The organism is Paenibacillus sp. FSL E2-0190 (genome assembly GCF_037992965.1).
GTDB classification, from domain to species: Bacteria; Bacillota; Bacilli; order Paenibacillales; family Paenibacillaceae; genus Paenibacillus_AQ; species Paenibacillus_AQ odorifer.
In genome coordinates this window covers 797,506-813,399 of record NZ_CP150306.1, presented here as the reverse complement: position 1 = coordinate 813,399, position 15,894 = coordinate 797,506, and the positions used below count along the sequence as shown (strand labels likewise).

Annotated in this window: 8 protein-coding genes; all 8 read right to left on the bottom strand. The window is 35.6% G+C overall.

Annotated elements, in window-relative coordinates:
- Positions 1 to 52: 52 nt before the first annotated feature.
- Complete coding sequence (locus NST25_RS03505) at positions 53 to 1,987, bottom strand: hypothetical protein (protein WP_340393321.1); 1,935 nt, start codon at positions 1,985 to 1,987, stop codon at positions 53 to 55.
- A 3-nt stretch (positions 1,988 to 1,990) separates the two neighbouring features.
- A complete protein-coding gene (locus tag NST25_RS03500) occupies positions 1,991 to 5,020 on the bottom strand; it encodes an ATP-binding protein (protein ID WP_340393320.1) in 3,030 nt (1,009 codons plus the stop codon).
- A 1,509-nt stretch (positions 5,021 to 6,529) separates the two neighbouring features.
- Positions 6,530 to 8,506 (bottom strand): ATP-binding protein, encoded by a 1,977-nt coding sequence (locus NST25_RS03495; RefSeq protein ID WP_340393319.1) that lies wholly within the window; start codon positions 8,504 to 8,506, stop codon positions 6,530 to 6,532.
- A gap of 17 nt (positions 8,507 to 8,523) precedes the next feature.
- Entirely contained in the window at positions 8,524 to 9,774 is a 1,251-nt protein-coding gene (locus NST25_RS03490; protein WP_340393318.1) for a DNA methyltransferase, read from the bottom strand.
- A gap of 1,122 nt (positions 9,775 to 10,896) precedes the next feature.
- Positions 10,897 to 11,085 (bottom strand): hypothetical protein, encoded by a 189-nt coding sequence (locus tag NST25_RS03485; RefSeq protein ID WP_340393317.1) that lies wholly within the window; start codon positions 11,083 to 11,085, stop codon positions 10,897 to 10,899.
- A gap of 559 nt (positions 11,086 to 11,644) precedes the next feature.
- The gene (locus NST25_RS03480; protein ID WP_340393316.1) at positions 11,645 to 13,537 is read right to left on the bottom strand and encodes a DUF2075 domain-containing protein; all 1,893 of its coding nucleotides are present in this window, start codon (positions 13,535 to 13,537) and stop codon (positions 11,645 to 11,647) included.
- Positions 13,538 to 13,556: 19 nt separating this feature from the next.
- Complete coding sequence (locus tag NST25_RS03475; RefSeq protein WP_340393315.1) at positions 13,557 to 13,886, bottom strand: MazG-like family protein; 330 nt, start codon at positions 13,884 to 13,886, stop codon at positions 13,557 to 13,559.
- A gap of 361 nt (positions 13,887 to 14,247) precedes the next feature.
- Entirely contained in the window at positions 14,248 to 15,813 is a 1,566-nt protein-coding gene (locus tag NST25_RS03470) for a limonene hydroxylase (protein ID WP_340393314.1), read from the bottom strand.
- Positions 15,814 to 15,894: the final 81 nt, after the last annotated feature.

The following is a 15,894-nucleotide window of genomic DNA, read 5'->3' as shown; positions in this document are numbered from 1 at the left end:
CAATGCTTTGACCAAAAACAAATTCCATTTCTTTACTACATTACAAAGACCTTTAAAAATCCATAGGTAGTCCAACATTGCTTTGGGTAAGACCATAATAAGCTTGTACAAACGCTTGATGAGGCATATTCAATCGCCCAATCCTGCGAATTCGATAGTCTACTACATTTCCGTTTTTTGTGAAATTATTTATTGTTCTTTCTTCAATTTTATTTTTAAATCCTTCATTTCTTTCTTGAGCATGAAGAGTTGCATCTAAAAGACTATTTAAATATTTTTGATAAAATTTCGGATAAATGGTGACTATTTTCTCTCTTATATTATCAATATCATCTAAATTAACTTTGCCTTCTCCAAGATTATTAAGCATACAAATATCCAATATCCTAAAGTCAATATGTAGAGTTTTTCTTAACATAAGCATTGCATTACTGTACTCAGTACCCATTTTAAAAGGTGCTAAAGTTAGTCTTTTTTCATTATTTGCAGCGGCGGCTTGTTTATTAGCCTCAGAGAAGACTTCCTCAAGTACCAAACGTTTATCATCAACGGCGCTCTCACCTTCAATTTTACCTAATAACTCCGTTATTTTCCCCTCTAAGTCGCTACCAATATTATCTTTTGTAAGCTTCATTTCGACTAGAGAGGCAACCCCAACGCTTCTGTTGATTTTACTTCCATTTCTTCGTATAACACAATCACATTCTTGCGTTACAAGCATATGATACTTTTTAGAATTTTTCCCTTGTCCTGTTTCAGACGAATATGACTCAAAGATATCACCAGTCATGACAGGTTTAAACAACGTGTTTATGTTGTAATCAAATTTTTCCATAGTAAGCAACTCTTTAAAATCAAGATCAGCATCTTTTGAGGGTTGCACTTCTTGCCATGATTCTATACTTCTAATTAACTGAAAATAATCCTCTCGTCTTGACAATTGATCGTTAAAAGCCTGATTAGAATAAATTTCATTAATTCTAATTAAAGTATTACTTATATTAGTACCGTCATTTATAGATTTTTGCTTTAAATGCTCAATATCTTCTAATTCAAGTTGAGTAGTATAAAGCAAGCCATTCTTCAAGGCGGCTTTTCTCTCAACTGTGTGAATTTTCAATAGTTTATACAATTCAAAACCATGTTTTGCCTTTTGGATCATGTTTTCAATTTTAGTGTAGTCAAGAAAGTTTTCTTTTCCCATGACCCATACTAAATTATTAAGATCAGTTTTTGATTCATACAATTGCATAAATAAAGTAGACATTTCATTAATTAAACTATCATCCTCTAAAAAAGGACTGCTTTCATTTTCATTTTTTATTGAAGTGAAAAAATTCTTAAGATGTGTATTTACATTCCCTGGCTTACTGCCTTCCACTATGTCTTTAACATATTTATAGATATCTGATTTAGTTTTTAGAGCCTCTGTCTTTCCTGAATATATAATCCCAATGGAATCATTTTTTATGGATAAAATATTCAGAAGTGATAGTATATCTTTATCTCTATAGTTTTCTTCTCCAAGTTCTCTATCAAGAAACCAGAGCTTTAACGAATCAGTTTCTGGAATTTGCGTTTCTTGTTTTATATGTTCTATGGCTTGCTGATAACTTGTAAATTTAATAGGCTTAGTCGGTAGTTGCTCTAAGAACGCATACTCATCTTGATAATGCTCATTTCTCCAAGTCACTTCCCATTTGTTACGACCACCATCTATGTACCACTCATTTAACTTCACCAAAGAATCTGTATAATGGCCTTCAATGAAGTCTTCCAATTCAGCCCTCGCATCTTGTTCAGTTACTTCTGATTCGATTTTATCCCACAAATTTTGATAAGTTAATTTGGTATCTAAAAAAGCACTTTTTAAATCAAGTGCCTCCTCCTCTACTAAAGAATCCGGAAAAACTAATGCTGATTCATGATTAGTGTGTAAATTGTCCTCAACAATGTATACTTTAGATATATTAGAAAACCAACTCATTCTTCAACCTCCATTATGACTAAAATCCATAACAAATTTATATCTTCTATTATAGAAGTTACGTTCGCTATCTAAATATATCTTTATATTCATCATTTCTAATACCGTTCTTGAAATATAAAGACCTAGCCCTCGTCCTTCATTATTAGGTTTTCCTGACTCGAATGCATCAAATAAAACAGCTTCAATGCTTGTATCAATACCTCTTCCGTTATCCCAATAAGTCACTTTTTTATCTTCAGAGTCAACTAATATATGTATCTCTTTTTTATTTATCAGACCTTTATTAGCAGCATCATTCAACCAATATTCTGAATTGAGATACAAGTTATCAAAAGTTTGTGTAAGCAAACCTTGATTTCCTAAAATGACGAATTGCTCATCTCCTTCAATAAAAATATTTATATCATTTCTTAATGCCCTTGAATTAATAAAACCTCTTGAGTCTTCGCCAAAGATTGTTTTTAAAAGAAGCCCTATCTCCAATCTTGACCTACGTTGCCTTTCTTTCTGAAAAGAGGGTGCAAGATAATTAATGTAGCCATCCATTAATTTTAAAATTGATTGCATGGATTGGAATGATCGTTTTAATTTGTTGTCTATGGAATACTCTGTAGAAAGATTCTTTACAAGTCCTTTAAGCTTAGAACTTTGCAATTCAAATTCATGAGTAAATGCTTCCACTAACATGCCTAAACTAGCTAATTCAGTTAACTTATCCATATCAATTAGCAAATCATCGATAGTAGTCTTTAATACTTTATTTTGCTGAGCAGAGGCATTAATAAAAGTATTGACTTGATCAGTAAAATTAAGCGCAGTAGAAGCTATGGATTTATTACTTTCATATGATGAAACGTCATTAGGATTAGTTGCAGCCTCAAGAAGTGTTTTCCTCATATTTTCGAGTTCAATTTTATTCTTTCTTTCTTCACTTTCCAATTCTTCCTTTATTTTAATATTAATATCCTTACTAATATTTCTTAAGAAATCCGCTTCTCTTTTAATATGAGTATTCGCTAACTTTACAGCTTGATTGCAAATCTTGAAAAAAACTGTACTATAAGAGTCACTAATAAATCCCTCTCTATTCGTTTTTTCTCTTAGATTTTGATTATCCTTTCCTGTAAGAGCAACAAATCCCGTTGTGTTTGAACTTTTAAGATCATCATAAGAACCAGATGATGTAGCAGACTGATCCAAGCCTAACCAGTCATTTTTCTCTTCTCCGTATGGGAAAATTCTAAACCCATCTCTATAAATCTTTACACCTTTAATAGAATCGAAGTAATCTTTTGCTGTCATTGTTTTTGCTACGTTATCTTTAAAAAGTTTGGCAAGACCTTCATTAACTCTATCTTTCATGCTTTTATCACGTGAAAATCCATAAAGAACCATTTTGAATCTCCCAGGACTTTGTAATCCGAAAAGTTGTGTTTCCCACAGATCCTTAAAATTATTAAGTAATTTATCTTGATTCCATAAATCAGGAAACACTCTCTCTGATTTAGGTAAATTCGCTCTTTCAAGATATTCTTTGAGCCATTTTGATTCAAACTCGCTCAAATTATTCTCCAAGGGTTTGCTTTTTAAAGCGTAAAAGTCCGGGTATAGTATGGTTTTAATTTCTGCTTCCCATTCACCATTCGAATTTTGAGTAAAATCAAGCTCTAACTTTGTTGTGCCTATTGTTTTTAAAAAATCCTCATCAACATTATCAAGTTTTAGAGGTATCCCATTGACTTCTATATTAAGTGCGAAAGCTTTCTGAATGTCTTTGTAGGGAGATATCATCGAAAACAAAGCTTTTTGCAGCTCCGTTTTAGATTTAGAATCTTTTGTTGATTTTGAATCTTTAATAAGATTACACCAAAAATCAGAATTTCTTAGTTTCGTTATTGTTAGCGTAGTGTATTGCTTTTCTATATTTTCAGTTGCTTCTGATAACAGAACATCCACAGAATCAATAGGCATATCCGGATCATATTCAAACTTTTCCCAATCTACTTCCAAATAAGTTTTTTTGGCCTCGTTTAAAATACTAGTCTCAACCACCAACTTATGACCTAATCTATGTGCTGATAGTCTTCCAACACCTTTTTCTCCTAATGGAACATTTTCAGTAGATTTATTCTTTTTTTGCTTCAACTTCATACTAGTGGATATCAATAACCAGTGATTCTTAATTACATCCACCGTCATACCTATCCCTTTATCTTTAATTTCGATTTTCCCGATTTTCACTCCTCTTTCTTCGTAGTTAGTATCAACAATGATATCTACTGAGGGGGACCTAGCATCATAAGAATTCTTTATTAACTCAGAAAGGGCTACTGTTTCATTTTCTATCATCTGCTCTCCAAGTTGAATTAAGAGCCTAGCCCCCACTTTGAAATGTTGCTTTGTAGGAGGACTTTCCAATAAGAATCTATCTATTAATAGATTTAACTCATTAGATAAGTACTCTCTTTTTTCTTTAAGTATTTTGAAAATCTCTAAAGCTTCATTATGTTTTCCATTGTTCCTTAGGAATACTGCATAATCATATTGATGGATTGGATTATTAGATTCAATATTAATAATCCTCTCAAATGTTTTTCTACATTCCTCTACATTTTCATTTCTCTCTAATATTCTACACTTCAATATTAATAATTGAAGGTTTGAAGAGAAATGCTTTAGACCCTTTTCCACCTCATTAAGAGCTGCTTCTAAATTTTGATCAATTATAAAAAGATTAGCTATCCTTAAAAATATTTCAGGTGATAATTCTAGACTTAGAATTTTTTCTAGAATCGTTATAGCGCCATTGTAGTCATTTTTCAGTTCTTGTAACTTAGATAACATTAACAATGCATCCACAGAATTGGAATTAATTTTCAAAGCCTTTGCAGCATACTCACTTGCTTCAGACCAGTTACCCAATTCTAGATATTTATTTCCTAATACCAAATTATATTGAATGTCGCTTTCACTTAAAGCTTTCATCTTAAGCAGTTCCTTTAGGCTCATGTCCCCATACTCTCTAGTCAAGGCACCACACCTCCCTGAAGTTAACGAAATACTTACTTGTATTTTCCAAAAATATCATGTTGCTCACCCATGACTATTATACTATAATTACACGTTTTGGAAATAAACTTAAATACATCGTTGTATTTCATCATACTATTAATTAGTTTGGATATTTATCTTTCCTCCTAATCTGTAAACCCAATCTAAATGATATCCTACGATAATGCTTAACTTTCTCAATTTAAATCCAACTGCAAAAAACAAGAACATATTGATCCCCATTTTCAACAAGACCTTAAAGGAGTAGCCTAATGTTCTGCTGGATTTTAATAAGTTATAATTTCTGATTAGGCTTGAAAACCAGAATAGAGTTCTACCAGTTATCCGGTCTCGTCCCCTCAATAACATACTGTAGCGGGTACATTTACAACCCGAACAAATTAGAACATGTACGGCGTGTCCATTGGGAGCTCGTTGATAACCGTTCTCCATGGGGAATTCTTAATGCTGCAGAAATTATTTCATTTTGAATAACGATTCCAGATTAAAAGCCCCAGTAACAGGTATCGTTTTATGTGTGAAAATCGATAGGAGGCGTATCACCACCAACAGTTGAATTTTAGGTCTGAGTTTTCCTCTTCCTATTCTAACTATAGGTGTCTCTTCCTGTATTCGAACGTTTAATATTTTGCTTTCTAGTCGTTACAACTGGAGGGTTAGAGAAGCGCATATAAGTGGACTGGCATCTAACACACCTTGGTTAATATCCTCTTTGGTATTCTTGCTATTATCATTCAATATGTACTCATCCTTCTCGGGCTTTGGGGTTAAACGTACATGTACATGTCTACTCTCGTTCTTAATTTCAATCTACTTTTTGATGGATGCCAAAACATCATTTTCACTTGCGATGCGTAAATCTACTGAACCCGGCAATCTCTTTTACCAGAATATAATCAAAGGCTTTCCCTTCAGGAATACGAACATACATCTCAATAGGCTAGAGATCAGGTAACTCGACATTTAAAATAAATCCCTTTCTTAAGAGCAGCATTGAAATATTGCAGAGAACTCTTGATTGCCTGACTAAAGATATGCTGATATATAGAGTCCCACTTAGCTCTTACTCTGACATTACTGTATATCCATGACATATGCTGCACATTGCCTTTTGCAGCCAATTTCTTGAAACTGGCTTACTCATATTAAAATAATGCATTCTACCATTAACTCCATTCCTATCTACCAGCTACAATGATTCATGGGGCTGAAGTAAATGCGTTGCTATGTCTCTCAACTTTTTAACATTAACTAAATATGAGCTTGATGACTGAAAAAAATTAAAATAATACAAAAGAAAAAGTAACCCAGGGTTTTGCCCCGCGTATCCCACTCCTATAGTAAATAAGATTATGTAGTTTATTGTAAAGTGCTCATAACCCATGCGTTATCTATTCTGGTTAAGCCGTACTTGACAGGGGTTGGTGATAATAACTCCCTTTATCAGTTATTGCTCTAATATAGATTTTAACTCTTCACACATTCTCTAATATATCCTTTCATTGACTGCCAAGTATCAAGAATTAAATCGACATCTACCGGTGTCACATTATGAATATACAAGTTTAATTTATCAAGTAGATCCCTCTTATTAACTAAATCTCTCCATAAACCAATATTTGATTTAAACTCTTTTGAAGTTTTTGTTGAATTACTCCATGTGTTTAGAACATTTTTAATTGAAGCAGGCAATGCAGTCTCCTGATATTCGGCCCCACTTTTTTTGGATGCATATTGAGTTGCGGATTCAATTAGCGTTCTATAGAGACACACTGTTGCATATGGATACATTAGTACATTTAATTTGCTTAACTCAAAGACCGTTTGATAAATCTTATTCCCCAGATCATTTGAACTTTTTAAAGTTTCAAATAATTCTCCTTCAACTGAGGTAAATACTAAATTATTTCTCTTTTTATGTTGTGGTTTAAACATAGTCTCCGGCTCATAATCCGCTTCATTTTCATCTCCAGTCTTTTTGGTATCCTCTATATCTTTATTTTCGGAGCTAAAATTTCCTGATTTATCATCACCTTCACCTTTTATATCATCTACAATTTCATCTAAATCTTTATTTACATTTTCTTCTTTAATTTCTTCTTTCTTAGGACTTTCACTTCCATTCGAAGCAGTTTCCAGCGCTCCCCCCTCTTTATCTTCGTTATCAACAGTGCTCGATTCATTATTGTTGTTGAGGTTATTATCATGAAATTTGGTTTTTGAATTAATTCTTTTGTTTTTAGAGTATGTAACATCAATATTTATAATCATAAATGAAATGACACCTTTAAGAAGGTACATTAGTTTCACGAATATACTATCTTGAATGAAATCAGCTCTTTCATTAGATATTTTCAACTCTTCTATCGTTTCATCAAAATATGGCATATTGACAAATCCAAAAACATTGTGGGGTTTAAGACGTGTTGCTTTTTTCCTTTGTGAAAAATCAGCAAAACCCAACCAATCAAGTTCTTCAGATAAATAATTATATATAGCCAAGTCATTAGTATATATATTTACACCTGCTCCAAAATCTTTGAGCATACTACCAGCTGTTTGTTTTTCATAAACCACAAACCTTCCTTCAAAAGCCGGAACTCCTTGAACACCCTCAAGTTCCTTGAATTTAATATTGTCATTGGTACGTGTTTTTATAATTTGACTTATTCCATAATATTTTCCCAGTAAATGCTCAATTTCAGATGTTTCAAATGAATCAATTAAAATCTTCGAGCTGTTTATCTCAGGATTATCTGAAAAACATTGAAACATTAAGGTTTCTGTTTTGTTATCGTAACTAAAGTTCACATCAAAGAGCATCCCTTTAAGATCCATTTCGAATAGTAAAGAGTTAGATTGATTATGGTCAATCGAGAGAGTGACTTCAGGGAACGATAAGCTAGCATGTTTATATAGATATGTAGAAAGATGACGTAACTTCTTTATTTCAGAATCAGACGTCAGCAAAGTCATTTTTGCAGAAGAAATATTGTTTAAAGTAATTACTGAACCCTTTTGAATTGTAGACTCCTGAACTTGTTCATAATAATAACTACCTGTATCTTTAGACCAGTTAATTAAATATTCACCGTTACCACCTTTTGTTTGAATAGTCAAATGATTACACAAAGAAAAAACTGATAAAAGTCCCAATCCTTTACTTCCTGTATAAAAGGCTCCTTTGGCATTTGTTAAATTCCCTCGACTCTTTTTCCCTGAGAACCCCGGTTGCGAAAGCTGTCGAATATCGTCTAAAGAGAATCCAAGTCCATCATCAATAACAGTGATTGTTTGGTTTCCCCTATCATACAGAATATCTATTTTATCTGCTGATGCATCAATAGCATTTTTAATTAATTCTGAAACAACAATTAAAGGGCTCCCCACTGTCCCCAAAATATTTGCAATCGATGAAGAATCAAGATGTAAATTTTCCTGCATTGTAGTAATCCCCTTATTTAATATTTCCTATATATTTTTATATACTCTTTACTCATTGACTTAACTGAACCTAAATTGGCGATCTTAGATACTTTTGCAGGCATTCTCTTTCCTTGTATATTTCTAGTTAGAACAGCCTCTTCTTTTAAACCAAATTTTGCGGCAAGCCTATCATTAAAAACATCAAAAGGAAACTCTTGATTATCTACTCTACGGTTTCCCAATGTCAGAACTAATCTTTTTTCTTTTTTTAATATTCTTGTTAATTCAAAAAAGACTTTGTAATAATCATTAATAAAGTATCTAACCTTTTTTGCTTTTTCACTGCTAATATTTTGAATTAAGTCTTCGTACTCTATTTTCACTTCAAACTCTTCCATATTGTTGTGTCCACCTAAGCTCACTCTATCGATAGCAGTTAGATTATTCAGTAGACTTACTTCAAACTGATCTAAGTCATTTAAGTCAATCCAAAGTAAAGGGAGTATTGAATATTGTCCGTATGTAATAGTAGTATGATTATCACCGTAAGGTGGCGATGTACATATTAAATCAATACTTTCATCAGGAAATTTTTCTAATATATTAATTGAATTACCTGTAAACAGATTGGCTTTAGAAGAATTACTATCTTTCACATAATTCATATACAAAGACGATATTTTTGTAATGAAATACTGTATGCAATGGTTGTCCATCGACTTAATTTTCTCTTCTTCCTTTATATGGAGCTTAAACGTAGTTGAACGTGTATTACTAAACTTTCTAATAGTATCTGCAAAGCACACCCAAAAAAACCGACGTATTCTTATATTTCCTTCCCGTTCTATTGCTTTTCTTATAGTACTCAAATCAATTATTACATCTTCTCTAAACCATTTATTTATGTTTATGAACTCGAATGGCTCTGTGTTTCCCAGCAAAAGTGTAATATTAGTTCTTATCTCGGCAATACTCTCACGAATTTTAACTAATGGCACTCCTTCTAGTTTTACTCGAGAAATCAATACTGCAAGTGGATTAATATCAATACCATAGGTATTTAAATTTAGGGCAGCTCCTGCTGTTAATACTGTCCCCGACCCAACAAAAGGATCAAGGATACTTGTAATCCCTTGATCGTATTCTATGATATCCTTTAGAAGCTGTTCTTGCATGGGCGCTACCATCATACCAGGATACTTAATAAGCGCTTTCTTATCTCTATATTCAGTAAAATCCCAATAGTCATTTTCATAACTGTTAAGTTTCTCGACTAAGTTGTCCATTTTGTTTTAATCACCTCAGTAGTAAGCTTCCAAATTATTCGATTTTCCCCTTAGGAATCCAAGCTAAAAAACGACAAATTTTTAATTGTTATTTGCTTACTCATTCTCTAGCACTAATGGATATTCCTTCCTTGAAGTGAAAGCATTTAAAATAAAGTATATAATAACCGATCTAATTATATCAGCAGCAGGTATTTAGAACTATGAATAAGTTACTTTTGTATTCATTAATATAATATCTTATGTACGTGCGCCCCTTTATAGACATGCCTCTAAGATTTTTCTTTCATATTGTCTATTAGACCTTTTAAGGACTACATTTAATGCAAAAAGCTCAAGTCACAAAAACCTTGAGCTTCATATATAGACAATAAGGATTACTACAATATTTATTTGCAATATAATAAAACATTCCTAATACAGCATTTCGCTCCAATGTATCATCTATTTGAAAATTACTTCATCGTGTCTTTATGTTGATGCTCCTCAGTGACCGATTAAACGATTAAACTTCAAAGTTTATTAAAAAGTGAAATAAGTACTAAAAGCTAGATCATCTGTAATCTAGATTATCCATAGACAGGAATTAAACTTTCGCTTCCCATAGTCCCATAAGTGAATAACTTTGATCCTTCTATTCTATAATCAATAAATTTTGAATTGATCATATTTAATTCGACATACTCTCTTAAATTTCCAACCAGAACTCCATCACCATATATGCCATTTATTATTACGTAAACTCCCCCTACAGATAATATTGTATTATCAATTCCATCATTATTATGTTTAATTTTGTTGTATATGCTCCACCATCTTGGAAGAAATTTCGAATCTAACGGCGAAGATTTATCCCATTTATTTAACTCTTAAAGGGTATGATTTTATGCTTATGATTATTCATTGCTGGTATGTATGGAGATGATAAACATACAATACTAAAATTCATTATTTTATCTAATGATAAGTAGTTGAAAATATTTAATTGCTCCTCATCAGGTACCTCAAATAAGTTAAATACACTTCCTTAGATACAACTTCGAGTAAATTGCATGATTCTCTTATTATCGAGGCAAATCTTATTGAATTAGTTTAAGATTATCACTATTAGGTTCAACATACTCAAAAGTTTTTATCATCTCTTGTTCTATCAGTAAAAAATGATTTCGGATCCTCATTACATTCTGGCTTGTTTTTCTCTGAAAAAATTTTTTTCTTCCTCAATTGATCTACCACTCTATTTTGTGGGATGACTTCATGCATATTTATACCTTGTTTCATTTGCTGAAATACGAAATTTTTTCCTATCATATTATCGCCTCTTTTAGTATTTTATTTATATTTCCAGAAGTTCCTTTAACACTTTATAGTATTAATAAGAGATTACAACCGGATTCCACAATTAATTTAGGTATAAAGAATTTTTCTAAGCAGTTATAGTTATTCATAAATACCTGTAATTTGTTTTCCATAAAGCCCCTCTATTGTTTACTCTACATAAAAATCCCACTTAAAAATGAAAAAGTCTTCCAGTCATAGGAAGGGTCTAAACATCGATACATCTTATTATTAATCTTTTCTTATCAGCACCGTCACACTCTCCACCTATGTGGAGCATTCATTGGGTACAGCCTCGAACAATTTCCTACGAGTTGTACAGTTTGCATCAAGCCCTAGTCTTTGGGCGGTAACTTTTCGCATTAGGGATGATACGCTTTGCTTACCTTCTGCATTAGATAGACACATGTAATCCCCCTCCATAACAAAACAGAGGAAAGGCTGATTGGCTCCGGGTTTACCCCCTTTCCATTCATCCGATCCTCTGTCTTTTCAAATCAATGATATAACTCTTCATCGCCCTCAATTGGCCTTATCCCGAAATCACGACCGAACTTTGGATAGCCAATCGCCTTTGCAAGTACGCCTTCAGATGAGGATCCACACAGTAGATATAGCATCCTTTCGTTCCCCGGGTCATTAATGTCCTGTAGGTGTTTCGTATAATTTGATCGGCTATTCGGAGCGCTTCGTCCTTATCTTTCTTATACAAGGTCTTGAAGCCTGAAAGAGACTTATCGGTTTTCGCACGTTTGAACGGGTCGGTAATGATACGGTTATTTTCAAAACGCATATCTTCGCCAATGATAATTCCGACATATTCAAATTCAAGTCCCTGTGAGGTATGTATGCAGCCCACTTGTTCGATGGATTCAGGGTCGATCGCCCAGGTCGTCGTATTGTTAAGGTTCCAGCTCATGAAAAATTGATAGCGATCTAATTGAATGTCATGAACGCCAGGATTGTTCTTTCCATCCGTCTTCCAATCCCAGCAGTATCCGGCAAGCATTCTTGCCTTATTATTTATCTGATTTTTGCTGAAGATTTCATCGCGTAATTCATTCGGATCATCATAAAGTCGAATTTCATAATCGAAATCGAAACCATCTGCGTTTGCCGTTTCACGGATATCGAGTACATCGTCGAGCCATGCCAGATATCCATCGGATCCATTGCACCTGAATTGAGAAGCCAATGTCAACTCCGTGATATCAGCATCCATTTGTTCAGCATACCGTCTAATCTGCTCTTTGCTGCCAACGTCGTGCATCGCGATCTTCTGATATTCATCGATAAAAAATATAGAAAACCGGGCAGCGCGGATAATCTCCATGGTTTGATTAATTCCTTTGTTTTTGAACAAACCCGACTTTTCATTTAAGCGATGCGCCTCGTCAACAATCAAGCAACCGAATTCATCGGGCAATGCTTCATAGTAAACGCCTGATCCCTTAAACAAGTTATCAATGACTGATCTCTTCACGTTTTGCTGCAGCTTTTTCATGTATACGGCACGAGGCGCGCTATTCTTGGTTACATATTGGCAGACTAGTTCTCGTGCCGTAAGATCTACCAAAAGATTAATTCCGAGAACCGACTTACCTGTCCCTGGTCCGCCTTCGACAATCAAGACCTGCTTCTTTCCCGACTGGGCTTGCTGCGCCAATCTTAACGCTTCCTCATATACTACCTTCTGATCGTCAATCATGATGAATTCTTGATTCCCCTGCAGCATGCTGACGAGTGAATCCTGCAGCGATTTAGAGGGTTTAATTTTGCCATGTTCAATGAGGTAAAGCGATTTGCTTCTATCGGTTTTTTTAATGAAGGTCGAAATAAACCCTCTTAACTTTAGAGCATCTCCCTTCGAGAAGATAGGAGCTTCCTCAATGTATTGATTGTAGACAGGATGCAATAGAGGGTCGTTATCGGTCTGTACATAGTTATGTAAATAAGCACAAGGATAGAGTTGGACCGCTTCGTTCTGCACAGTCTCGTTATATTCACTAATCAGTTGAGCATAAGACCATGCCTGAAAAGAAGGATGCGGCGTTCTCGTCTTCGTTCGGTTAAAGTAGGTTTTAACAAGGCCATCCGCATCCTCAACCGTTTCAACTTCTGTCCATTGCTTAAGCTCAATGATAACGACGGAATATTGATCCTTTTCGTTCAAGCCTGTAATCATGAAGTCGACTCTTCTGGAAGACGCTGGAATTTTATACTCAATCGCGATTCCTGCGTCATCTGGAATAGTAGATGTGTTTAATACTTTATATAGGTAGTTCATCGAATTATTCCATGCATTGATTTCGCCCATGGAAACCCTACCGGCTTTTTGCACGAACTGGTTATGAATCTTTACCGCAATGCTGTCTTCGGTCACATCATTCATAAATTGTTGCTTGGTCGATTCATAAATAATCATGGAGCTCTCCCCTATTCGTTCACTGCCGCATACTTTTTTGCGAACTTCCCTTGAAACTGGATATCGGATATTTCTCCGCATTTTTGTTTATTTTTTGAAGGATGGCATCCTTTACGTCGATATTTAAATCATGAACGAGCGTTAGCGTGTAGATGAGAATATCAGCGATTTCGTCCTGCATGTCGGAATAATTTTGCTCTATGGCTTGCTGGCTGTTCTTCCATTGGAAGAGTTCCAGCAGTTCGCTCGACTCCAACGAGATAGAAAGAGCCAGATCTTTGGGATCGTGGAATTTCTTCCAGTCCCTTTCGTCGCGGAATTGGATAATTTTCTCGATTAGTTCGTCCATTTGTACCCCCGTCATGTTGTTCAAATTCAATCTTTAACACTTGCTCTGCACAAAACAATGATAGCCCAATCCCCAATGTAAATCTATGAAATTTCTACAAATCAAACAAAAAAAGACTCCTGTTAATCAGAAGTCCTTATTAAATCATCCAGCTAATTATGGATTTGAACCCTACAACGCCCCCCGCCGCAGTTTATAAAAATACCGCACATCGGATGCTTCAACACTATCTTCTCAGCCATGCTCAAAATCCGCCTCTCACCAACTCTTCTGTCCACCAAAGCCAGAATATTCAATACAATAGCACGTTCTTTTTATATAATACAACCATCAGCTCCTCCATCATGAATATTCCTCATACTTACAACCCCTTTGCCTCACGGAGTTGGTCTAGCCGTTCTTTTACCGAGTCGTTAGGCTCGACTACTGATAAATTAGAGACTGCGTCAACCAGCTTCTCCCCCCATGATGAAACGTCCCAGCTCTCCAATGTCTTAATCGCTATGTTCCGGTTGGAGGTCACTGGACTATTCAGGCCAGTGAGGATCAACTCTGCCCCTATCCCCTCGAACCGGTCCAGGCTCTGCAAGATAGCTCCCAATTTCCTATGTGCTGCATATTCTTCGCCGAATCCCATCTCATTCCCTGGTCCAGTTGCGATTTGTTGCAAAGGAAGGTGTTCGATGGCGAATTGAACGAACCTATGAATTCGGTTTGGATCATTCGATTTCATGAGCTGATAGTAATAGAAATCCTGTAGCGGGTTGGCTGCAAGCTGATTGTAGAGAGTGTCCCAAATATCAATGCCAAGCTTTTCAGCACAAGCTACGCCATAGTAACGGTCCGGCGAATCACCGCTGTTAACAGCATCCATAACGATACTCATCCACTTGATGTTAGCCATAATCGATTGGCAAGCATCGCTGATATCGCTTCTTAACTGCTCGCTCCAGCCCGCAGACATCCGTTCGGTCCATTTCTCCTCATCCTCAGCCAGGAAATCGTAAATGCTAAATATAGCTGACAGATGCTTTGCAGTTCCTCCTATCTTCCCAGTGAGCCTCACGTAATCAAATAACACCTGTGGAGCATGCTCATAATCATCCATGTCCTCAGCAGGCCCGCCATTCAATAGCGCTTCAATGATATCGACTGCCCCATCCAATAATGCACTATCTACCTGGTCAGCAGAAAGTGCCTCCCTCAAGCCACCATTTCTAGCACAAATACAGGCTAAATATTCGTTCATGACGTTGTTGTGGCATCCTTGCCGCAGCAGCCAATCTTTTATCTCCTGACTAGCAGGGTCAAGTCTCTCGACGATATGTATTTTCCCCCATCCATGAACCTGTTGAGCCAATTCAAATAGAACTTGATTGCTGTCTTCCATTCCATTATGAATCGCAACCACAGCATAAAGCGTAAATTCCTCATGTCTCCCCAACGTTAGAAGCAAATCCTTAACTTGCTCGTTTTGAAAAAGGCCCAGTAAGGCAATCCCGAATTTGACGACATTTCGGTGCGCCGCATTCTCCGCTAACCATTTCGCTTCATGGAATACGGAGTCCGGCTGTATCCCGGGCTGCTTGCGTACCTCATCCAGAACAACATCCATCATTCCCCCTATATCTGTCTTCACAAGCTTAGCATATAGGGCCTTTCTTGTTGAATTCTTAGGCTTTCTGGATTGCTTCGCCAGCAGGCGAACCAACTCTCTTGCCTCATCCGTCATCTTAGCAGGTCCGGCATGATGTCCAAAAGCTCCATCCAAACCGCCCGCTACCCATCTGATTTTATCACCGGACCAGAATTCTTCGTCATCCGGCAGCGATCCGTCCACGGATTCTCCTTGTACCTGAATATGGGAGTAAATGGAGGGCCTGCCCTCCCAAAGCGGCCGTTTAGCTCTATCGAAGAAAATAACCATCGTTCACAACACCTCTTCCTATAATTCCTTCAATAACAATCAGAACAGCTCGATGATTTTTTAAACGGCTGCATTATCGTA

What these genes read in the sequence shown, in the direction of transcription:
- NST25_RS03490 (WP_340393318.1), bottom strand. Translation starts at nt 9,774, where the DNA reads ATGGACAACTTAGTCGAGAAACTTAACAGTTATGAAAATGACTATTGG.
- NST25_RS03485 (WP_340393317.1), bottom strand. Translation starts at nt 11,085, where the DNA reads ATGATAGGAAAAAATTTCGTATTTCAGCAAATGAAACAAGGTATAAAT.
- NST25_RS03480 (WP_340393316.1), bottom strand. Translation starts at nt 13,537, where the DNA reads ATGATTATTTATGAATCGACCAAGCAACAATTTATGAATGATGTGACC.
- NST25_RS03475 (WP_340393315.1), bottom strand. Translation starts at nt 13,886, where the DNA reads ATGGACGAACTAATCGAGAAAATTATCCAATTCCGCGACGAAAGGGAC.
- NST25_RS03495 (WP_340393319.1), bottom strand. Translation starts at nt 8,506, where the DNA reads ATGCAGGAAAATTTACATCTTGATTCTTCATCGATTGCAAATATTTTG.
- NST25_RS03505 (WP_340393321.1), bottom strand. Translation starts at nt 1,987, where the DNA reads ATGAGTTGGTTTTCTAATATATCTAAAGTATACATTGTTGAGGACAAT.
- NST25_RS03470 (WP_340393314.1), bottom strand. Translation starts at nt 15,813, where the DNA reads ATGGTTATTTTCTTCGATAGAGCTAAACGGCCGCTTTGGGAGGGCAGG.